At 36.4% G+C, this 18,871-nt stretch carries 22 protein-coding genes; 11 read left to right on the top strand and 11 right to left on the bottom strand.

From position 1 onward, the window contains the following. Positions 1–31: 31 nt before the first annotated feature. A complete protein-coding gene (locus AC0ONG_RS23435) occupies positions 32–775 on the bottom strand; it encodes a DUF3298 and DUF4163 domain-containing protein (RefSeq protein WP_000810328.1) in 744 nt (247 codons plus the stop codon). Positions 776–870: 95 nt separating this feature from the next. Between AC0ONG_RS23435 and AC0ONG_RS23430 the strand changes: the two genes are divergently transcribed. Continuing rightward, a complete protein-coding gene (locus tag AC0ONG_RS23430; RefSeq protein WP_001140616.1) occupies positions 871–1,254 on the top strand; it encodes a hotdog fold thioesterase in 384 nt (127 codons plus the stop codon). A 39-nt stretch (positions 1,255–1,293) separates the two neighbouring features. Here AC0ONG_RS23430 and AC0ONG_RS23425 read toward each other — a convergent pair whose 3' ends face one another. Together AC0ONG_RS23425 and AC0ONG_RS23420 are read right to left on the bottom strand one after the other, a co-directional pair. Further along, a complete protein-coding gene (locus AC0ONG_RS23425) occupies positions 1,294–2,670 on the bottom strand; it encodes a glycine--tRNA ligase (RefSeq protein ID WP_000287148.1) in 1,377 nt (458 codons plus the stop codon). Between the two features lie 346 nt (positions 2,671–3,016). Next, positions 3,017–3,730 (bottom strand): DNA alkylation repair protein, encoded by a 714-nt coding sequence (locus AC0ONG_RS23420; protein ID WP_016078124.1) that lies wholly within the window; start codon positions 3,728–3,730, stop codon positions 3,017–3,019. 117 nt (positions 3,731–3,847) lie between these two features. On the opposite strand from AC0ONG_RS23420, the gene AC0ONG_RS23415 reads away from it, so the two are divergent. Continuing rightward, positions 3,848–4,315, top strand: a complete 468-nt coding sequence (locus AC0ONG_RS23415) for a hypothetical protein (RefSeq protein ID WP_000390065.1) — start codon at positions 3,848–3,850, stop codon at positions 4,313–4,315. A gap of 79 nt (positions 4,316–4,394) precedes the next feature. On the opposite strand, the gene AC0ONG_RS23410 is transcribed toward AC0ONG_RS23415, so the two are convergent. Beyond that, positions 4,395–5,720, bottom strand: coding sequence for an ArsB/NhaD family transporter (locus tag AC0ONG_RS23410; RefSeq protein WP_000545235.1), 1,326 nt, complete (start codon positions 5,718–5,720; stop codon positions 4,395–4,397). Between the two features lie 289 nt (positions 5,721–6,009). Between AC0ONG_RS23410 and kapD the strand changes: the two genes are divergently transcribed. Further along, positions 6,010–6,633, top strand: a complete 624-nt coding sequence (gene kapD, locus AC0ONG_RS23405) for a 3'-5' exonuclease KapD (RefSeq protein WP_000344356.1) — start codon at positions 6,010–6,012, stop codon at positions 6,631–6,633. Positions 6,634–6,675: 42 nt separating this feature from the next. Here the strand turns inward: kapD and kapB are convergent, their stop codons facing one another. After that, positions 6,676–7,059, bottom strand: coding sequence for a kinase-associated lipoprotein KapB (gene kapB, locus AC0ONG_RS23400; RefSeq protein WP_001209326.1), 384 nt, complete (start codon positions 7,057–7,059; stop codon positions 6,676–6,678). A 165-nt stretch (positions 7,060–7,224) separates the two neighbouring features. Between kapB and AC0ONG_RS23395 the strand changes: the two genes are divergently transcribed. Together AC0ONG_RS23395 and sodC are read left to right on the top strand one after the other, a co-directional pair. Continuing rightward, positions 7,225–7,401, top strand: coding sequence for a hypothetical protein (locus AC0ONG_RS23395; protein ID WP_000982756.1), 177 nt, complete (start codon positions 7,225–7,227; stop codon positions 7,399–7,401). 68 nt (positions 7,402–7,469) lie between these two features. Next, on the top strand, positions 7,470–8,009 hold the full coding sequence (gene sodC, locus AC0ONG_RS23390) for a superoxide dismutase [Cu-Zn] (protein ID WP_000746518.1): 540 nt from the start codon (positions 7,470–7,472) through the stop codon (positions 8,007–8,009). Between the two features lie 98 nt (positions 8,010–8,107). Here the strand turns inward: sodC and AC0ONG_RS23385 are convergent, their stop codons facing one another. Further along, on the bottom strand, positions 8,108–9,259 hold the full coding sequence (locus tag AC0ONG_RS23385) for a MalY/PatB family protein (protein ID WP_474204216.1): 1,152 nt from the start codon (positions 9,257–9,259) through the stop codon (positions 8,108–8,110). A gap of 117 nt (positions 9,260–9,376) precedes the next feature. Here AC0ONG_RS23385 and AC0ONG_RS23380 point away from each other — a divergent pair, with 117 nt between their 5' ends. Further along, positions 9,377–9,628, top strand: a complete 252-nt coding sequence (locus AC0ONG_RS23380; protein WP_000537641.1) for a YugE family protein — start codon at positions 9,377–9,379, stop codon at positions 9,626–9,628. 119 nt (positions 9,629–9,747) lie between these two features. Here the strand turns inward: AC0ONG_RS23380 and AC0ONG_RS23375 are convergent, their stop codons facing one another. Beyond that, positions 9,748–10,587, bottom strand: a complete 840-nt coding sequence (locus AC0ONG_RS23375; RefSeq protein WP_001015202.1) for an alpha/beta fold hydrolase — start codon at positions 10,585–10,587, stop codon at positions 9,748–9,750. 109 nt (positions 10,588–10,696) lie between these two features. Further along, positions 10,697–11,689 (bottom strand): 2-hydroxyacid dehydrogenase, encoded by a 993-nt coding sequence (locus AC0ONG_RS23370; RefSeq protein WP_016078123.1) that lies wholly within the window; start codon positions 11,687–11,689, stop codon positions 10,697–10,699. A 266-nt stretch (positions 11,690–11,955) separates the two neighbouring features. Here AC0ONG_RS23370 and AC0ONG_RS23365 point away from each other — a divergent pair, with 266 nt between their 5' ends. The 3 genes from AC0ONG_RS23365 (at position 11,956) to yugI (ending at position 14,238) form a co-directional block, all read left to right on the top strand. Continuing rightward, positions 11,956–12,453, top strand: coding sequence for an Lrp/AsnC family transcriptional regulator (locus AC0ONG_RS23365; protein WP_000255696.1), 498 nt, complete (start codon positions 11,956–11,958; stop codon positions 12,451–12,453). Beyond that, positions 12,450–13,640: an aminotransferase gene (locus tag AC0ONG_RS23360; RefSeq protein WP_474204212.1), complete on the top strand. Its 1,191-nt coding sequence runs from the start codon at positions 12,450–12,452 to the stop codon at positions 13,638–13,640. The genes AC0ONG_RS23365 and AC0ONG_RS23360 overlap by 4 nt, the downstream gene beginning before the upstream one ends. 253 nt (positions 13,641–13,893) lie before the next feature. Beyond that, complete coding sequence (yugI, locus tag AC0ONG_RS23355; RefSeq protein ID WP_000003764.1) at positions 13,894–14,238, top strand: S1 domain-containing post-transcriptional regulator GSP13; 345 nt, start codon at positions 13,894–13,896, stop codon at positions 14,236–14,238. Positions 14,239–14,347: 109 nt separating this feature from the next. On the opposite strand, the gene AC0ONG_RS23350 is transcribed toward yugI, so the two are convergent. Then, positions 14,348–14,581 (bottom strand): DUF378 domain-containing protein, encoded by a 234-nt coding sequence (locus AC0ONG_RS23350; RefSeq protein WP_000105788.1) that lies wholly within the window; start codon positions 14,579–14,581, stop codon positions 14,348–14,350. Positions 14,582–14,855: 274 nt separating this feature from the next. Here AC0ONG_RS23350 and AC0ONG_RS23345 point away from each other — a divergent pair, with 274 nt between their 5' ends. After that, complete coding sequence (locus tag AC0ONG_RS23345) at positions 14,856–16,208, top strand: glucose-6-phosphate isomerase (RefSeq protein WP_000103654.1); 1,353 nt, start codon at positions 14,856–14,858, stop codon at positions 16,206–16,208. Between the two features lie 107 nt (positions 16,209–16,315). After that, the gene (locus AC0ONG_RS23340) at positions 16,316–16,729 is read left to right on the top strand and encodes a YugN-like family protein (RefSeq protein WP_000612326.1); all 414 of its coding nucleotides are present in this window, start codon (positions 16,316–16,318) and stop codon (positions 16,727–16,729) included. On the opposite strand, the gene AC0ONG_RS23335 is transcribed toward AC0ONG_RS23340, so the two are convergent. Continuing rightward, positions 16,716–17,711, bottom strand: a complete 996-nt coding sequence (locus AC0ONG_RS23335; RefSeq protein WP_000842324.1) for a potassium channel family protein — start codon at positions 17,709–17,711, stop codon at positions 16,716–16,718. The genes AC0ONG_RS23340 and AC0ONG_RS23335 overlap by 14 nt on opposite strands. 92 nt (positions 17,712–17,803) lie before the next feature. Beyond that, complete coding sequence (locus AC0ONG_RS23330) at positions 17,804–18,484, bottom strand: MgtC/SapB family protein (RefSeq protein ID WP_000386682.1); 681 nt, start codon at positions 18,482–18,484, stop codon at positions 17,804–17,806. Positions 18,485–18,871: the final 387 nt, after the last annotated feature.

Raw genomic sequence — 18,871 nt, 5'->3', positions numbered from 1 at the left:
TTTTAGGTTAACATTATCGTAGCGAAAATATTTACTTGTTGTCAATCAAAATATTTTGATAAGAAGGCTTTAAATAGTCTCTTAGCAATGTATATGGAATACGAAATTGCGGAATTCCACTTGAATACGGAGCAATTTCATATAAAGGGAAATAAATGACGAGATTGTCTGGCTCTAAAAAGAAGTGAAACTTTTTCATACTCATTACCTTTTCAGTTGCATCAGGAAAATAAATACTTTCATTTTGTTTAATTTGTCTTACAATCTCTGCACGGATTACATCTTTATATTTATCTTTTTGTTGAAATAAATCGTCTAAGTGCAGTAGCTTTTTTTCGTTTAAATCAAATGTATTTGCCTTCCACGTATAAAGACCATGTGCTCCGCCAGTATATTGATAGTAATTCACATATAGGCTAAGAAAAGGTGGTTTGTTTAATGAGACTTTATAATCGACATTTGCTACGTACGGATGAAATGGTGTACTAGATCCTTCTGTCTCTTTATAATATTTTTTTGCTTCTTTTTCTAATTTGTTTTTAAATTTGTCAGTGGATTTTTTGTAATATAAATTGAGCTTATTTTGAAATTTAGAGTCAGAAAAGTTGTGAAAAGAAGGCCTATTTATTTGATATTCTATATAAGGTTTCTTACCTTTTTGCGTTACAGTCTTAACATCGATTGTCAGGTTAGATGCTTTGGCTGTTATTGCACAATTTGGTACAATAGTCAGCAAGGAGAACATAAGCAGTAATATACAAAATTTCTGTTTCATTTAGGTGAAGCCTCCTTATATAAGTGTTATAAGTAGTTTGAAAATAAATAGGTAAAATTATACATTTAATTAAAGTAAGAGAAGGAGGAAGCGATATGGCAAAAACTTTAATGGATTCACTTGGAATTGAGTTGTTAGAGATGACAGAAGAAAAGGTGGTTGCTACGATGCCTGTTGATGAGCGTACGCATCAGCCGTTTGGATTTTTACATGGTGGTGCATCGGTTGCATTAGCAGAAACAGTGGCAAGTGTTGGTTCATACAATTTAATTGATCAAGAAAAATGTATTTGTTTCGGATTAGAAATTAATGCAAACCACATTCGCTCAAAGAAAGATGGAATTGTAACAGCGATTGGGACACCGATACATAGAGGACAATCGACAATGGTTTGGGATGTTCGCATTATTGATGAAAATGATGATTTACTATGTATATCAAGATGTACAGTAGCAATTAAAGAAAAACGTGAAAAGTAAAAAAGAGGCGCTCTTATGAGCAGCCTCTTTTTCTTATAATTAGAACTGGATTTTCTTCTCTAAGAAACCTTTTAGTTCGCTAATTGGCATACGAACTTGTTCCATTGTGTCACGGTCACGTACTGTAACAGCTTTGTCTTCAACTGAGTCGAAGTCGTATGTGATACAGAATGGTGTACCGATTTCGTCTTGACGACGGTAACGTTTACCGATAGAACCAGTTTCATCAAAGTCTACCATGAAGTCTTTAGCTAATTCTGCAAATACTTCAGTAGCACCTTCAGATAGCTTTTTAGATAATGGTAAGATAGCTGCTTTGTATGGTGCTAAAGCAGGGTGGAAACGAAGAACTGTACGAGAATCGTTTTCTAATTGTTCTTCTTCATATGCATCACATAAGAATGCTAATGTTACGCGGTCTGCGCCTAAAGATGGCTCGATGCAGTATGGTACGTAACGCTCATTCGTTTGTGGATCGATATAGTTAAAGTCTTCGTTTGAGTGTTCCATGTGACGTTTTAAGTCGAAGTCTGTACGAGATGCAACGCCCCAAAGTTCGCCCCAACCGAATGGGAATTTGAATTCAATGTCAGTTGTTGCATTACTGTAGTGAGATAACTCTTCTTCACCGTGGTCACGAAGACGCATGCTCTCTTCAGTCATACCAAGTGAAAGTAACCAGTTTTTACAAGTTTCACGCCAGAATGCGAACCACTCTAAATCTTCACCAGGCTTACAGAAGAATTCAAGTTCCATTTGTTCGAATTCACGTGTACGGAATGTGAAGTTACCAGGCGTGATTTCGTTACGGAAACTCTTACCGATTTGGCCAATACCAAATGGAAGCTTTTTACGCATAGAGCGTTGAACGTTTTTGAAGTTTACGAAAATACCTTGTGCTGTTTCAGGACGAAGGAAAATTTCGTTTGTGCTAGACTCTGTAACACCTTGGAATGTTTTGAACATTAAGTTGAACTGACGGATTTCAGTGAATTCTTCACTACCGCAATCAGGACATTTTACTTCATGTTCTTTCATTAAGTCAGCCATTTGGTCGAAAGTAAGACCGTCAACAACCATTTCAATGCCTTTTGCATCTAAAGCATCCTCAATTAATTTGTCAGCACGGTGACGAGCTTTACATTTTTTACAGTCGATCATTGGATCGTTGAAGTTACCAACGTGACCAGAAGCGATCCAAGTTTTAGGGTTCATTAAAATAGCTGCGTCTAAACCAACGTTGTGTGGAGATTCTTGAATGAATTTTTTCCACCAAGCTTTTTTAACGTTATTTTTTAATTCGATTCCAAGTGGACCGTAATCCCAAGTGTTTGCAAGACCACCGTAAATTTCAGAACCAGGGAAAACAAAACCGCGATGTTTCGCTAAGTTTACAACTTGTTCCATTGAATACATAAGAAAATCCTCCTTTTGAAAGTTAACGTATTGGCGATGATATACTCTGATACTTTGGAAACGAGCAGTATATGCTAAAAAGAACATAAAAAAACGCTCATCCCAAGGCTTATTTGCCTAGGGACGAGCGTTTGCCCGCGGTTCCACCCTAGTTGATACACAAAAGGTGCATCCACTTTATCATGTATTGCTCGGGACTGCCGTTTCCTTGCGGCTTCAGGCTTTCACTATCCCTGAATCGCTTTTTATGCAAGTACTTATAAGTCCGTCATCGCTACTTATATTAATAATAATGAACATATTCTAACACGTTCTTTTTTAAATCTCAATAGAGGAACGTGTCTATCTATGATAGAGTCTCGCCTATTTTTTCATTATTTATTCCGTAATTTTGTTTAATATGCTTAATTGCTTCACGCTTACTTAATGGAGCGAGTTCATTGTTTTGCACGTATTCCCAAACTACATCCGGATTTGTTTTTGTATATTCACGAAGGACCCAGCCAATCGCTTTTTGAATGAAAAATTCTTTTGAAGAATGTAGTTGCCCAATAATCCAGAAAAGAAGTTCTTCATCCATCTTTTGTTTATATTTCAGTTGGAATAAAATAGCGGCACGTTGTAACCATATGTTATCTGATGCAATCCATTTTGGAATATACGCAGAAATTAATTCTGGGTGTTTTAAAAAGATAGTACCTAAGAATGTAGGGACGATGCTATCGACAGAGTCCCACCAAGATTTTGTGACAATAAGTTCTTCTAAGAAGGGGATATGAGTTTCGTTTATATGCTTTTTATATTTTTGCATGATATCAAGTGCGGCCGCTTGGAATTCACGTTCTGGTAAGTCCCAAAGCTCGCGTACAATAATTTGGAAGTCTTTTTTATCTGGGAGAGTATGTATTTGAATGACGTCTTTTAATAATTGGCGCCTTTCCGGTGTTTGAATACCTAGAAATGGGAAGTGATTTTTCATATAACGAGTCATAGGTTCTGCTTTTTCAGGATTTTGATGAGCTGTAAAATGCTCTTGTAATGCTTTTACAAATGGATGCATACGTGTTTCTCCTCTCTTATTCTCTTTCTTCTCTTATTATACAAAGAGTTTGGATAAATTTTAAAACATAACTTGCAATGTAATGAAATATGTTGAAAGTAGAGAGGAGAGGATAAGATGGAGGATCAAGGCGTACTAGCAGGTTTCTTTGCTCTTAGTTTTGCGTTTATTCTTGTTGTATTGATTTGGGCAATTATTGCGTATTTATTAACGGCTTTTGCACTGTATACGATGGCGAAAAATGATGGTGCAACGGATGGTGCTCTTGCGTTTATTCCTTTTTTAAATAGTAAGATATGGGGTGATTTAGCAAAAGACAAATTACCGGATTTCTTAAAAGAAGAAGCGGGATGGAAAGTATTCGGCATATATGTCGCATGTTTCATTTTTAACTTCGTACCAATTCTATATTTATTAGCAACAGCTGTATCGATTGTGCTGTCTATTTATCTTATCTACGCAATTTTAGATAGATACGGAACGAATTCTATATTGTTTACGATTATTCATACAATCACATTTTCGGTTTTCTTACCGATTCATTTATTTATTATTCGAAATGAACCGGTGAGATATAAAGAGTAGATTTTTCGTTTCTGTTGATAAGTCGATATATTTTAGATATAAGTAAAAAAGCGCCCTGATTATCAGGGTGCTTTTTCTACTACATAAGGTAGCGTAAATAAATATAAATGTGAGAAATGATTAATGAAACGATCATAATTGGGAAACCGACTTTTAGGAATTCCATGTAACTAAATTTATGTCCTTCGCGGCTCGCGATACCTGCAACGATTACGTTAGCAGAAGCTCCGATTAATGTTCCGTTTCCGCCGAGACAAGCACCTAGTGCTAATGCCCACCATAATACATCGATTTGTGCGTCAGATGGTGATAAGCCTAGCCCAACTGCCATATCGTTAATAAGTGGAATCATTGTTGCGACAAATGGGATGTTATCAATTGTTGCAGAGGCGATACCAGATACCCATAAAATAAGGATGGATGCGTAAGAAATATCTCCGCCTGTTATACCAATTACTTTTTGAGCTAACATTTTGATAAGACCGATATCGATAAGTCCTCCAACAAGTACGAATAGCCCTGCGAAGAAGAAGATTGTTACCCACTCTACGCTTGCAAATACTTCTTCAATTTCATGCTCTTTCACACCAATTAACATAAGTACAGTAGCACCAGTTAAGGCAATGATAGCCGCATCAATATGGAAAATAGAATGAGTCATGAAACCTACAATTGTAAGTCCAAGTACCGTTAAAGATTTTTTCATTAATACTGGATCTTTAATGTATTGTTTTTCATCTAAGCTCATTAATTTTTTGACTTGTACAGGATCGGCAATTAATTGTTTGCGGTACATGAAGTAAAGTATTGTTGCTGTAACTCCAATAATAATAATTACGATTGGTGCTAGATTCAATAGGAAAGCATTGAAGTCTAAATGTTTATTGGCAGAACCAATCATAATGTTAGGTGGATCACCAATTAATGTTGCCGTTCCCCCAATGTTTGAAAAAATAATTTCAGAAAGTAAATAAGGAACAGGATTTACTTGCAGTATGCGCGTAATAGATAAAGTAACTGGAACAACAAGAAGTACAGTTGTAACGTTATCTAAAAATGCGGAGCCAAGCGCAGTAAGTAGGGAAAGGGAAATTAAAATTTTAATTGGATTTCCTTGTGCCCTTTTTGCTGCTTTAATGGCAACGTATTGGAAAACACCTGATTTACTCGTAATGTTCACCAAAATCATCATACCGATGAGTAGCGTAATCGTTCCCCATTCAATATGTTTCGTAAAGGCGTTATGTAAATCGACGACCCCCACAATTACCATGAGTGCTGCACCAAGAAGTGCGATGACAGCGCGATTAATTTTTTCAGAAATAATAATGGCATATGTAATTAAAAAGACTGCGATAGCAAAATAATACTGCCAGTTAGCGAGTTCTTGCGTTGTTTCGTGCAAAAATCTCATCTCCTTTCATTCATTTTTCTTAGTGTGTCAAATATTAACTAGATGAAACACACATAACGTCATTATAAAGTAGAAAAACTGCGGATGTAAATGAAAGGAGGGATTTTGTCATATTTTCTGCATAGGTCATTTTTTCTTATTTTTTAAAATATTTGTGGGCATTTGACATATATATAAGATACATCCAATCTGAATATTTAAAATGGAATTAGCATTCGAGCTTGTTCGTGTAGGAGTGTCAAATAGAAAGGAATGACAAAAATGATAAGGAAGGGATCGTATGGATGAACAACGATTTTTATTTTTAGACTTTGAGTTTACGATGCCCCAGCATAGAAAAAAACCGAAAGGATTTTTTCCGGAAATTATTGAGGTAGGACTCGTTTCAGTTGCTGGCTGTAAGGTGGAAGATACGTATTCATCACATGTCAGGCCGAAAACATTTCCCTCCTTAACGGATCGATGTAAGAAGTTTTTAGGAATAAAACAAGAAGTCGTGGATAAAGGGATTTCATTTCCTGAACTCGTTAAGAAGCTTGCAGAATACGAAACGAAATGTAAACCGACAATTGTAACGTGGGGAAATATGGATATGAAAGTGCTGAAGCATAATTGTGAAATGGCAGGGATAGCTTTTCCATTCTTCGGGCAGTGTCGTGATTTATCGCTTGAGTATAAGAAGTTTTTTGGGGAAAGAAATCAAACAGGATTATGGAAAGCAATTGAGGCGTACGGAAAAGTAGGGACAGGGAAGCATCATTGTGCGCTTGATGATGCGATGACGACGTACAATATTTTTAAACTAGTAGAAAAAGATAAAGAGTATTTAGTAAAACCAGCACCACCAACATTAGGAGAACTCGTTGATTTTTCAAAAGTGTTAAAGAAAGTGAGCACACAGTAACGACCAAATTGCACATTATGTAATTTGGTCGTTTTGTTTTTTTTAGAGTTTGTAGTCCTTCTTTAACTGTTCTAATGTTTCTAGACTACGCTCTGCAAAAGGTGAATCATCTTCAGAAAATGAATTCATTTGAGTTTCTAATGCTAATTTTAGTGACTCGGTATAATCAGGAATTTCTCCTTCATATTTCTTTACCATTTGCTGTGGAATGTTCGTTTGCTCACGAAAAGCTAAAGCGCGTCTTTCATGGAAAAATGGTACGTCAGCTTGTTTTACGTTATGTAAGTCACCTTGCACCGGATGTTTTAAAACAGCTAATACTTTTACGACATAACTACCAGGACGGCTATTTGTAATTTCGCCGATGTATTTTCCTGTTTTATAAATACCAGTAACGATTTCACCAATTTCAAATGTTTCTCTCATATTTTTCACCTCAAGTTTATAGTAAGGAAAGTAGGAGGAGGAGTCAAAGAAATCATTCACTTTCGGAACGCCCCTTGAGAATATGAACTGGTTCAACTATAATTTAAAGATATATAACAGAAAATTCTGATGTTTTTTGAATCCTATAATTAAGGAGTGTTCGTTATGATGCCTTTATATTTTCCGGAAGATAAAACAGAATATATTATTCCAGGGATTGTGTGCGTTCTATTTATTATCGGTGCTATTGCCACGTGGCGCATGTTTATTCGTATATCAAAAAGAGAAGCAGAGCGATTACAGAAAGTTGAAGAAAAACTATTAGCTGAAAAGAAACAGTAACGCATTTTTGTATGTTTCCCTCTATGCTCGGACAATCTAAGGGCAGAATATATTTTGGAGGGAATGGAATGAAGAAACGGCTTTTTTTCAGTTGTTGTTTATTATTTCTGATGGCAGGTTGTGACCAAGGAAAGCCGAAAGAAATTGAAGTGAAATTACATAATGCTTCAGGAGATGAAGTAGGGACTGCGAAAGTAGTTCAGCAAACAAGTGGAGTGAAAATTACGATTAAAGGGGAAGGTTTCACGCCAGGACCACACGGACTACATGTACATGAAATCGGAGAGTGTAAGGCACCTCGTTTTGAATCATCCGGGAATCATTTTAATCCTGATGATAAAAAACATGGTCTTCTTAATCCGAAGGGTGCAGAAAACGGTGATTTACCGAACGTAATTGCAGACGGTTCTGGAAAGATCAAGGCAGAAATCGACGCGCCGCACATAACGCTTGAAGAAGGAAAAACAACGATTCATAGAAAAGATGGAGCGTCTATTATTATTACAGAAAACGCTGATGATGGTATGACACAACCAACAGGTAAATCAGGTGATCGAATTGCTTGTGGTGTCATTGTAAAAAAAGCATCGGATATGAAGAAAAAGTAAAAGCTACCGTGCATGGTAGCTTTTTTTGTGAAACGTAATTGAAAAGATATGGATAAAGGAGGTTGTCCTAAAATGATTTATGACAGCCTCTTTTCTTATTATGAAAACGTATGACGCAGTCTGTTCAAAATTTCTTCTAAAACAGATCTTGGACAGCCGATGTTAATTCGAATATGTTCTTCCCCACCTAACCCGTATTTCTCACCAGGTTCAACGATGATTTTTCCTTTTTCCTCAAGTAATGCAGTACGCTCGTTTTGAGAAAGCTTTAGACGAGAACAATCAATCCATAATAAAAAGCTACCTTCTGGCTTCGTTACGGAAAGAGCAGGTATGTGAGTTTTGATATATTCATAAGCAAATTGAGCATTATCTTCTATATATAATCGAATTTCGTTTAGCCAATCATTACATTCTGTATAGGCACTTTGCATCGCTGTGTAGGCGAAGATATTTAACCCGTGGAAGCCTTGTCTATATTGGATAGCTGTAAAGGCGTGACGGAGTTTTTCGTTTGGAATGATAATAATCGACGCTTGTAATCCAGCGATATTAAATGTTTTACTTGGAGCCATACAAGTGATAGTGCGCTCTGCTAATTCTTCAGATAAGGAAGCGAACGGTGTATGTGTATGGTCTGCATAAATGATATCGGAATGAATTTCGTCCGCGACAACGATTACGTTATATTTAGTACATAACGATCCGAGCTGCACAAGTTCCTCTTTCGTCCAAACGCGTCCGATTGGATTATGAGGGCTACAAAGAAGCATGAGTTTGACGCCTTGCTGAAACTGCTTTTCTAAATGCTCGAAGTCTATCACATATGTATCATTTTGTTTCTGTAATGGACTCACGTATAACTGCCTATTATTTGTTGTGACCATTTCGAAAAATGGAGGATAAATAGGTGGTTGTACGAGAACGGATTCGTTTTCTTTTGTAAAAGCCTGTATGCTCGTACTAAGAGCTGGAACGATCCCTGCACTAAAGACGATCCATTCTTTTTGAATGTCCCAGTCGTATTGTTGTTTTGTCCAGTTACAAATAATATCCCCAATATTTTCAGGGGGAAGTGTGTAGCCAAAAATCGGATGTTCGATCCGTTGTTTTAAGGCAGTTTGAATTGGTTTTGGTACTTCAAAATCCATATCAGCAATCCAAGCATGGATAAGTTCTTCGTTTTTATATGTATCCCATTTTATACTATGCGTTCCACGTCGATTGATTGCTTTATGAAATAGTTGCATAAGTTTGCCCCCTTCTTCTGTAAAACCAATAAGTTACGAAAGTTCTCTCTCTTCTTATAGAATAGCTGATGTGATAGGATAAAGAAAAGTATTAAAAAGTGAAAAGGCGGGAAGCGAATGGGTACATATGAAAAGATGATAGAGGTTGTGAAGAATTGGGATCCGTTTCAAATGGGACCGGAGTTTTATGAAACAGAAGCGAGCGATGTTGTGAACGTCATAAGTGTGTTTGATGATCCAAAATACATCGCAAAGAAGATTCAACATATATACTTTATGTCTTTTGAGGAAGTACCTGCGCTTGAAAAATGTGAGAAGTTAGCTGTGGAATTACTTGTAATAAAAGAAGGCGGAAGTTGTTCATTATAGGCTGTCGGAATTTCCGACAGCCTTTTTTATATTATCCCGCTATTTGCTTGGTAGTAAGACCCCACCTCAAAATTCAGCGGAAGCAAAGAAGTTAGGTGGGGACTGATTAAAGTTTCACTTTATTGCGCAGAAAAAGCGATAATTTCTTCATAAACATGTTTAGGCTTTTCTTCAGGTAGTAAATGTCCTGTATTTTCGTAAGAAATAAATTTTGAATTCGGTAAATCTTTGTGTAGACGATGACCTATATGTACAGGGACGACGCGGTCTTTTTCACCCCAAATGAGCAAGATAGGTGTTTCGATTTTTTGTAATTCAGTTGAAGATAAGTCACCTTCACGGTCTCGTATCATGCGAGTTAAAGCGGGAAATATACGGTCGTCATAAAAAGGAGCGGAGTAACCTTTTTTCATTTCATCGTCAATTAATGAGTGATCATGAACGACATTCATTAAGTTATGAACAATACCGCGTCTAATAATCCAGTTCTTTACGTATAAATGAAAGAACGGTAAATAAGAAGAGTATAGTAAAGGTAAGGTTGCGCGTGCTAAATAGCTAGAGCTGCATAGTAAAATCGTTTTTGAAATGAGTTCAGGACGTATACGGTTTACATAGAGAGAAATTTGCCCACCCATAGAGTGCCCAACTAATACAATGTTTGAGAGAGATAAATGTTCAATTAAATCAATAATAATCGTTGCTAAATTGTGATAAGAATACTTAAACAGATGAGACTTATCACTTTTTCCGAACGGTGGTAAATCAAGAGCAATCACTGTTCCTGCTTTCGATAGTAAGGGAATGAGACGACGGTAACTAAATGAGGAAGATAAAAAGCCGTGAACGAGTACGAAAGTAGGACGTTCTGTTTTGTTATCGTGTTCATACAATTCGTAATGAATAGTAGTGCCGCGAGTGGAAAAAGTGAAATAAGGACAAGTATATTCGTGATTCATTTTTTGTCACTCCATTGATTTTTGTTCATATCATCTCCAAGGAAGAAGAAAATATGTTAACAAAAAAAGGCAAGATGACGATGTCATCTTGCCTTTCGTTTATTCAGTATTACCCGCGAACAATATTAGGCGGTGTTTTTCCTTGTAATCCTGCAACTAAATTTTCAGCGGCGGTCATAGCCATTTGCTGCCTAGTTTTTAATGTTGCAGATCCGATGTGTGGTAAAGTCACAACATTTTGTAATGATAAGAGTGGATTATCTTTTTGAATCGGCTCTTGTGTAAATGTATCGATACCTGCTGCAAAGATTTTCTTTTCTGTTAAAGCATGGATTAACGCTTCTTCATCTACTGTTTTCCCGCGAGAAGCATTAATGAAGATTGCTGTTTCTTTCATTAATGAAAATTCCTTTTCTCCGATAAGGTGATATGTTTCATCTGTTAATGGAGTAAGAAGAACAATAAAGTCAGACTGCTCCAGTAGCGTCTGTAAATCACAATATGTAGCATCGAATTTTTGTTCAGCTTCTTCTTTACGACGGCGGTTATAGTAAAGAACATTCATATCAAATCCGAATTTTGCTCGTTTTGCAACGGCTTCTCCAATTCGGCCCATACCGATAATACCAATTGTGCTATGGTGTACATCTAGTCCGAAGTGTTCTTTTCCAATTTCAGCGTTCCATTCACCATTTTTCACATAAGAATCGAGTTCGCAAACACGGCGCCCAGCAGATAACATAAGGGCGAAAACGAGATCAGCTACTGTATCATCTAATACGTATGGTGTATTCGTTCCGATAACATTTCGGTTTTTCATCGCTTGTAAATCAAAATTATCGTAACCGACAGAAATGTTGCTCACTACTTTTAAGTTAGGAGCCACTGTCAGTAATTCTTCATTAATAGCAGATCCGAAATTTAATAACCCATCTTTATCTTGTATTTTTTCTAATAGAACATCACGGGGTACTTTCTCATTTTGCTCCCATTTTTCATAATCACAGTGTTCTGATAAATAGTTTTCTACAAATGTTGGAACTGGTTCAGCAATATAAACTTTTGGTTTCACGATTCCATCCCCTTTCGCTTTATCACGCATTTTTCCACTGATTAAAGTTTCACTTTACCCCGCATTAACGGACAGTAAGTCTCCCACCTCAAAAAGCAGCTCAAGCAAAGAGGTTAGGTGGGAGAGCAACTGTCCGTAAAAGCCCGATTGGTGTGGGCTGATAATCAGTGGGGTGAAGCATTTCGCTGATTAAAGTTTCACTTTATTTTGACATAATTCAATAGAAAAATCTTCTTTTCAAACTGGAAAGGGTATTTGTATAATTTAAACACAAACGAAAAGGAAGGATGATTTATATGGTGACAGAAAAAGAATTAGAATTATTAGCTTGTCTTGAAAAGAGTAGTCGATTATCTGTAGATACATTAGCGAAGCTGTTAAATATAGAGGTAGAAGAAGTAAAGAAGATGGTTGCGAGGTTAGAAAATGAAAAGATTATTGTAGATTATGTAACACATATTGATTGGACGAAGGTGAAAGAACATACAGGTTTAACGGCAATGATCGATGTGAAAGTTACGCCAAAGCATGGCGTTGGGTTTGATGCGGTTGCTGAACAAATTTATCGTTATTCAGAAGTGAAATCCGTTTATTTAATGTCAGGGACATATGATCTTTCTATTACATTAGAAGGGAAAACGATGGGAGAAGTAGCGATGTTTGTTTCTGAGAAATTAGCAACAATTGAATCTGTTGTTTCTACAACTACTCATTTCATTTTGAAGAAGTATAAACATGAGGGCGTTATTTATGAAAAAGACGATGATGATAAGCGAATTGTGGTGACACCATGAAGCAATTTGAACTATCTAGATCAGCAGAATCTTTAAAACCATCTGGTATTCGAAAATTTTTTGATTTAGCAGCAAATATGAAAGGTGTTATTTCCCTCGGGGTAGGAGAGCCGGATTTTGTTACACCTTGGAATGTAAGGCAAGCATGTATTCGTTCTTTGGAACAAGGGTATACGTCATATACAGCAAATGCAGGATTATTGGAGCTCCGTCAAGAAATAGCAAAGTATCTAAAAAAACAATTTGCAGTATCTTATGATCCAAGTGATGAAATCATTGTTACAGTTGGAGCGAGCCAGGCGTTAGATGTAGCGATGCGCGCCATTATAAATCCTGATGATGAAGTGCTCATTATTGAACCGAGCTTCGTTTCTTATGCACCACTTGTGACATTAGCTGGAGGAGTTCCGGTTCCTGTGGCGACTACGTTAGAAAACGAGTTTAAAGTACAACCAGAACAAATTGAAGCAGCTATTACAGCGAAAACAAAGGCAATTTTGCTTTGTTCACCAAATAACCCGACAGGTGCAATGCTAAATAAATCCGACCTTGAAGAAATAGCAGTGATTGTTGAGAAGTACAATCTAATCGTATTATCTGATGAAATTTATGCAGAACTTGTATACGACGAAGTATATACAAGTTTCGCGAGTATTAAAAATATGCGTGAGCATACGATTTTAATTTCAGGATTTTCAAAAGGATTTGCGATGACAGGATGGCGCCTCGGTATGATTGCAGCTCCTGTTCAATTTTCAGAATTAATGCTCAAAATCCATCAGTATTCAATGATGTGTGCACCGACGATGTCTCAGTTTGCAGCACTTGAGGCGTTACGCGCAGGGAACGATGAAGTAATTCGAATGAGAGATAGCTATAAGAAGCGTCGTAACTTCATGACGACATCTTTCAATGAAATGGGCTTAACGTGTCATGTGCCGGGCGGAGCATTTTATGTTTTTCCTGCTATATCTTCAACCGGATTATCTTCAGCGGAATTTGCAGAACAGTTATTGTTGGAAGAAAAAGTGGCCGTTGTCCCTGGTAGCGTATTTGGCGAAAGTGGTGAAGGATTTATTCGTTGTTCATATGCAACGTCGCTTGAACAACTTATGGAAGCGATGAAGAGAATGGAACGGTTTGTAGAAAATAAAAAAAGGACAAAACGTAATACGTTTTGTCCATAAAAGGGGGGGAATACTAGAAAGCCATGTGTTAGTAGTCTATCCCAATATTGGAGAATTATACTTCTTTAAGGGAAATTTTTCATGAATTTTGAATGAGTTCTGTCATAGTGGTATAATTTACTAATATAAGGTATACGCATTCTAGATAACGTTATCTAGAATGCGTACTAACCAATCGGATATTTAAAATAAATATATCTGCTTTGCTCTTTATAATTGTAGAGAGAATGGTAAACGTATGGGAGTGTTTCATATGTCAGAACAATATACAACAGGAGTGGTTGTAACAGGGAAAGTGACTGGAATTCAAGATTACGGTGCATTTGTAGCGTTAGATGCAGAAACACAAGGACTTGTGCATATATCTGAAATTACAAATGGATATGTAAAGGATATTCATGACTTTTTAAAAGTCGGCGATACAGTAGAAGTAAAGGTACTTTCAATTGATGAAGAGCACAGAAAAATGAGTTTATCGTTAAAAGCGGCGAAAAGAAAACAAGGAAGGATTCTTATACCGAACCCATCTGAAAACGGATTTAATACGCTGCGAGAAAAGTTGGCAGAATGGATTGAAGAGTCCGAGTTAACAAAGTAAAAGAGGAACGCATATGAGCGTTCCTCTTTTACTTTATCTTATGATATATATTTGCAAATATGATTGCATGCAATCATATTCGTATGTCGGAGGTGAAAGGACATACTGACTATCGAATTTCGTTTGTTTCTGGGTGTGTACCAAGATTTTCAGATGGTTTAAACAGTAAACCAAGATTGATAAGCCCAGATATACCAACGATGCCGTAAATAATACGTGCAAGAGCTGAATTTTGTCCACCGAAAATGGCTGCTACTAAGTCAAACTGGAAAAATCCGATTAGTCCCCAGTTCACAGCGCCAATTACAGTAAAGACTAATGCGATACGTTGCAAAGTACTCATGAAAAAGCCCCCCTTAATTGTGAAGCATGAGCAAGCGATGAGTTAATTAACTCTTTTATAGAATGGGGTAGTTATGTTGTTTTTATACATAAAAAATGTTCGAAAGATGATGTATATACATCTATACCGAAAAATACGAATTTTTATGCAAAAAATGAACTTTTTCTAAAAAATATATATTGGTTACGTTTACAATGGTTGAATCGCTTGATTTACAACTTCAGTTTCGCTAAAGTGAATACAGAAATACATATCCATAATTGGAGGGAAAAAGATGAGTACACATGTAACGTTCGACTATTCTAAAGCGTTATCCTTCATCGGTGAACATGAAATCACTTATTTACGTGATGCAGTGAAAGTAACACATCACGCAATCCACGAAAAAACTGGAGCTGGGAACGATTTCCTTGGGTGGGTAGACCTTCCGCTTCAATATGACAAAGAGGAATTCGCGCGCATTCAAAAATGCGCAGAAAAAATTAAAAATGACTCTGACATTTTACTTGTTGTAGGTATTGGTGGTTCTTACTTAGGGGCACGCGCAGCAATCGAAATGTTAAACCATTCTTTCTACAACACGCTTTCTAAAGAACAACGTAAAACTCCACAAGTGCTATTTGTTGGACAAAACATTAGCTCCACTTACATGAAAGATTTAATGGACGTATTAGAAGGTAAAGACTTCTCTATTAACGTTATTTCCAAATCAGGTACAACAACAGAGCCAGCACTAGCATTCCGTATCTTCCGTAAGTTATTAGAAGAAAAGTATGGAAAAGAAGAAGCTCGCAAACGTATTTATGCAACTACAGATAAAGCACGTGGTGCATTAAAAACATTAGCTGATAACGAAGGTTACGAAACATTTGTTATTCCAGATGATGTTGGAGGACGTTTCTCTGTATTAACGCCAGTTGGTTTATTACCAATCGCAGTAAGTGGCTTAAATATTGAAGAGATGATGAAAGGTGCAGCTGCTGGTCATGATGACTTCGGAACATCAGAACTAGAAGAAAACCCAGCTTACCAATATGCAGTAGTTCGTAACGCTTTATACAATAAAGGAAAAACAATTGAAATGCTTGTTAACTATGAGCCAGCACTTCAATACTTCGCTGAGTGGTGGAAACAGTTATTTGGTGAAAGTGAAGGAAAAGATCAAAAAGGTATTTTCCCATCTTCAGCAAACTTCTCAACTGACTTACACTCATTAGGTCAATACGTTCAAGAAGGTCGTCGTGACTTATTTGAAACAGTTCTTAAAGTAGGTAAATCTACACATGAACTAACAATCGAATCAGAAGAAAACGATTTAGACGGATTAAATTACCTTGCTGGTGAAACTGTAGACTTTGTAAACACAAAAGCATACGAAGGTACATTACTTGCACATAGCGACGGGGGAGTACCAAACTTAATCGTCAATATTCCTGAATTAAATGAGTACACATTCGGTTACCTTGTATACTTCTTCGAAAAAGCATGTGCGATGAGCGGCTACTTATTAGGGGTAAATCCATTTGACCAACCTGGCGTAGAAGCATACAAGAAGAACATGTTTGCTTTACTTGGTAAACCAGGATTTGAAGAATTAAAAGCAGAATTAGAAGAGCGTTTAAAATAATAAAAAGCGACCGGATTCCGGTCGCTTTTTATTATTTTATCGAAAAGTCCATCAGTATATTCAAGCTAGAGTGGGTATGCTAAAGGAAAAGTCTTGGAGGGATGGACTTGATTCCAATTCAATCAAATTTAGAAGGACGTACATATGCGCTATTTAAGTTAGAAGAGATTATGAAACCACTTGGATATAGCATTGGTGGTAATTGGGATTATGATAAAGGATGCTTCGATTACAAAATCGATGAAGAAGATGGGTATCAATTTTTACGAGTGCCGTTTACAGCAGTAGATGGTGAACTGGATGTACCTGGTGTAGTAGTCCGTCTTGAAACGCCGTATATTCTTTCGCACGTATATCAAGACGAACTAGATGATAATGTGAATACTTTAACCGCTGGAACGAGTGGGATGGATCAATTTGCTGAACCGAAAGATCCAGATGGAGATGTAAAAAGAAAATATATCAATATTGGGAAAGTGCTCATGCAAGAACTAGAGCGTCATTTTATTAATGGTGAATAACAATGAGTATGTCGCTTTCGATAAGAATGAAGGTATGGACTGGATTAATCATATATTGATCATCACGCTTTATACCTAGTAAGAGAATGTTTTGTTTTAGAAGGGTATAGCTACAATTTGCAAAGGTTTGTCCGGTGCAGGACGGAGAAAGCTCCATCAGTTGTAATTTGTTATCAGAGATTTCATCGTAAAGTGAGAATAGTACACCTGAAATAGAAGGGAATAAAAGAGAAGCGGTAAATACATAACTCGTTAATTTATTTCCTTCTATAATTTCTGACGCGCCCGCTCTCGTTGCATTTTGAATTTGTTCAGTAGTAAGTAGTTCGGCGATGCAGTGAATGTTTGGATTGAGTCCTTTCGCAGTTAAAATATTTAAAATGGACTGTGTATCTGCTAAGCTTTCGTTCTTTTCTTTATCCGCTGTTATTAATATGGTGTGTGCCGTTGCAATATTAGCCTTTAATAAAGTTTGATCGTGATGCGGACAACCTTTTATAAATTCTAAATGATGAAAGGGTTTTGGGAGTAAAGAAAGTGTTTCATCAATTAAAACGATATCAAGGTTTGGTTGTAGTACATGCATTTGCTTTACAACATGTTTTGCACGCTCATTCCAGCCAACGATAATCATATGACCGTTAGAGGTAGCGGCTTCTTCACCTTTAACTTTCATGTATTGTTTACTAATCATCTCAGTAGCGAATAGAACCATATAATAAGAACAAAAGCCAGTTCCTAATAAAATAATACTTATACCTATTAGTTTTCCTATCGTTGTATGGGGAGCAAAGTCGCCATATCCAACTGTAAAAATGGTAACAATTGACCACCAAATTCCGTCAAACCATGTAGTGAAATGAGAGGGTTCTAATCTATGTATAAGAAAACCAGAAAAAGCAGTGAGTACAATAATAAAACAAATTAAACGAAAAATAATGGAATCACGAAATGTATCTACTAAATTCGGACGGGATTTCAATAGTAAATTCCTCCTTGTTTTGCAGGACTACATTCATTGTTACCATTATAGAAAAAAGAAAAACTCTCTAATTAAAGAGAGTTTATTTTATGCTACATACTTTCCACTTCAGTTTGTTGGACACTTTCAAGATGCTGGAGAGTATAGTAAACATCAGCGGTATGTCTTTTTTGATCAATGGACAGTTTAAGATGTAAATAGTGAGAACCGTTTTCTAACGTTTTAAGCTTCATATTTTTAACGTTTATATCCATTTCTTTTATCTCCTCGATTACAACCGGGATATTGTCCATATTTCGCACAACAAGTTTCACTGCAATATCACGTTGACGAAATGATCTAGGACCTACAAACTTCATTGTCAATGGTATAAGTTCGACACTAATCATAAGAAAACACATTCCGAAAATTGCCTCGATATAGAAACCAGCTCCAACGGCAATACCAATACCAGAAGCACCCCAAATCATAGCGGCAGTCGTGAGTCCTGCAATGCTATCGTTGCCTCTTCTTAAAATTACGCCAGCACCTAAAAAACCAATTCCTGATACAATTTGAGCGGCAAGTCGAAGTGGATCCATATTCATATGATCGGTATGTGGTAAGTTATAAGCTGCTTTAATAGAAACAATTGTTAGGAGGCAACTAATAATAGAAATAACTAAACACGTTTTTAAACCAAGTGGTTTCCGTTTTAATTCGCGTTCTAAACCAATGGCAAATCCTAAAATAGCCGAGAGACCTAGTTTGATTAATAAATCGGTATAGTCCATATATATTCCTCCTTGTATGATATGGTATATGAATAAAACGCTTATTATAGAAAGAAACGTTTTTTGATAGAGTAACTTTATATAAAATATATGTAGGAATTAATCATACATGAAAGAGATATTTCGTTTAAGTATATGATATTAAAAAAGAAATGTGGGCAGTTTTTAAAAAAGTATATAAAAGGTGTTGCATTTCATTTTTCACCATGATATATTAATAACCGTCGCTGATGCGGAAACGCAGAAAACGACAAAAAAGAAATTGAAAAACTTAGTTGACATCGAAAAACGAAGATGTTAACATAAGGAAGTCGCAAATGAGCGACCAAGTAGTTCTTTGAAAACTGAACGAAACAAACAACGTGAAACGTCAATTTTTATTTTTAG

This window comes from Bacillus sp. TCT6 (assembly GCF_056033845.1).
Note: the sequence above shows the minus strand (reverse complement) of the source record. Positions and strands in the feature narration are given on the sequence as shown.

Bases quoted from the DNA above. Each gene is read 5' to 3' on its own strand.
- AC0ONG_RS23360 (WP_474204212.1), top strand. From the start codon at position 12,450: ATGAAGCAATTTGAACTATCTAGATCAGCAGAATCTTTAAAACCATCT.
- AC0ONG_RS23385 (WP_474204216.1), bottom strand. From the start codon at position 9,259: ATGCAACTATTTCATAAAGCAATCAATCGACGTGGAACGCATAGTATA.
- AC0ONG_RS23415 (WP_000390065.1), top strand. From the start codon at position 3,848: ATGGAGGATCAAGGCGTACTAGCAGGTTTCTTTGCTCTTAGTTTTGCG.
- kapB (WP_001209326.1), bottom strand. From the start codon at position 7,059: ATGAGAGAAACATTTGAAATTGGTGAAATCGTTACTGGTATTTATAAA.
- AC0ONG_RS23345 (WP_000103654.1), top strand. From the start codon at position 14,856: ATGAGTACACATGTAACGTTCGACTATTCTAAAGCGTTATCCTTCATC.
- AC0ONG_RS23330 (WP_000386682.1), bottom strand. From the start codon at position 18,484: ATGGACTATACCGATTTATTAATCAAACTAGGTCTCTCGGCTATTTTA.
- yugI (WP_000003764.1), top strand. From the start codon at position 13,894: ATGTCAGAACAATATACAACAGGAGTGGTTGTAACAGGGAAAGTGACT.
- sodC (WP_000746518.1), top strand. From the start codon at position 7,470: ATGAAGAAACGGCTTTTTTTCAGTTGTTGTTTATTATTTCTGATGGCA.
- AC0ONG_RS23435 (WP_000810328.1), bottom strand. From the start codon at position 775: ATGAAACAGAAATTTTGTATATTACTGCTTATGTTCTCCTTGCTGACT.
- AC0ONG_RS23370 (WP_016078123.1), bottom strand. From the start codon at position 11,689: ATGCGTGATAAAGCGAAAGGGGATGGAATCGTGAAACCAAAAGTTTAT.
- AC0ONG_RS23420 (WP_016078124.1), bottom strand. From the start codon at position 3,730: ATGCATCCATTTGTAAAAGCATTACAAGAGCATTTTACAGCTCATCAA.
- AC0ONG_RS23380 (WP_000537641.1), top strand. From the start codon at position 9,377: ATGGGTACATATGAAAAGATGATAGAGGTTGTGAAGAATTGGGATCCG.
- AC0ONG_RS23350 (WP_000105788.1), bottom strand. From the start codon at position 14,581: ATGAGTACTTTGCAACGTATCGCATTAGTCTTTACTGTAATTGGCGCT.
- kapD (WP_000344356.1), top strand. From the start codon at position 6,010: ATGGATGAACAACGATTTTTATTTTTAGACTTTGAGTTTACGATGCCC.
- AC0ONG_RS23395 (WP_000982756.1), top strand. From the start codon at position 7,225: ATGATGCCTTTATATTTTCCGGAAGATAAAACAGAATATATTATTCCA.
- AC0ONG_RS23425 (WP_000287148.1), bottom strand. From the start codon at position 2,670: ATGTATTCAATGGAACAAGTTGTAAACTTAGCGAAACATCGCGGTTTT.
- AC0ONG_RS23375 (WP_001015202.1), bottom strand. From the start codon at position 10,587: ATGAATCACGAATATACTTGTCCTTATTTCACTTTTTCCACTCGCGGC.
- AC0ONG_RS23430 (WP_001140616.1), top strand. From the start codon at position 871: ATGGCAAAAACTTTAATGGATTCACTTGGAATTGAGTTGTTAGAGATG.
- AC0ONG_RS23365 (WP_000255696.1), top strand. From the start codon at position 11,956: ATGGTGACAGAAAAAGAATTAGAATTATTAGCTTGTCTTGAAAAGAGT.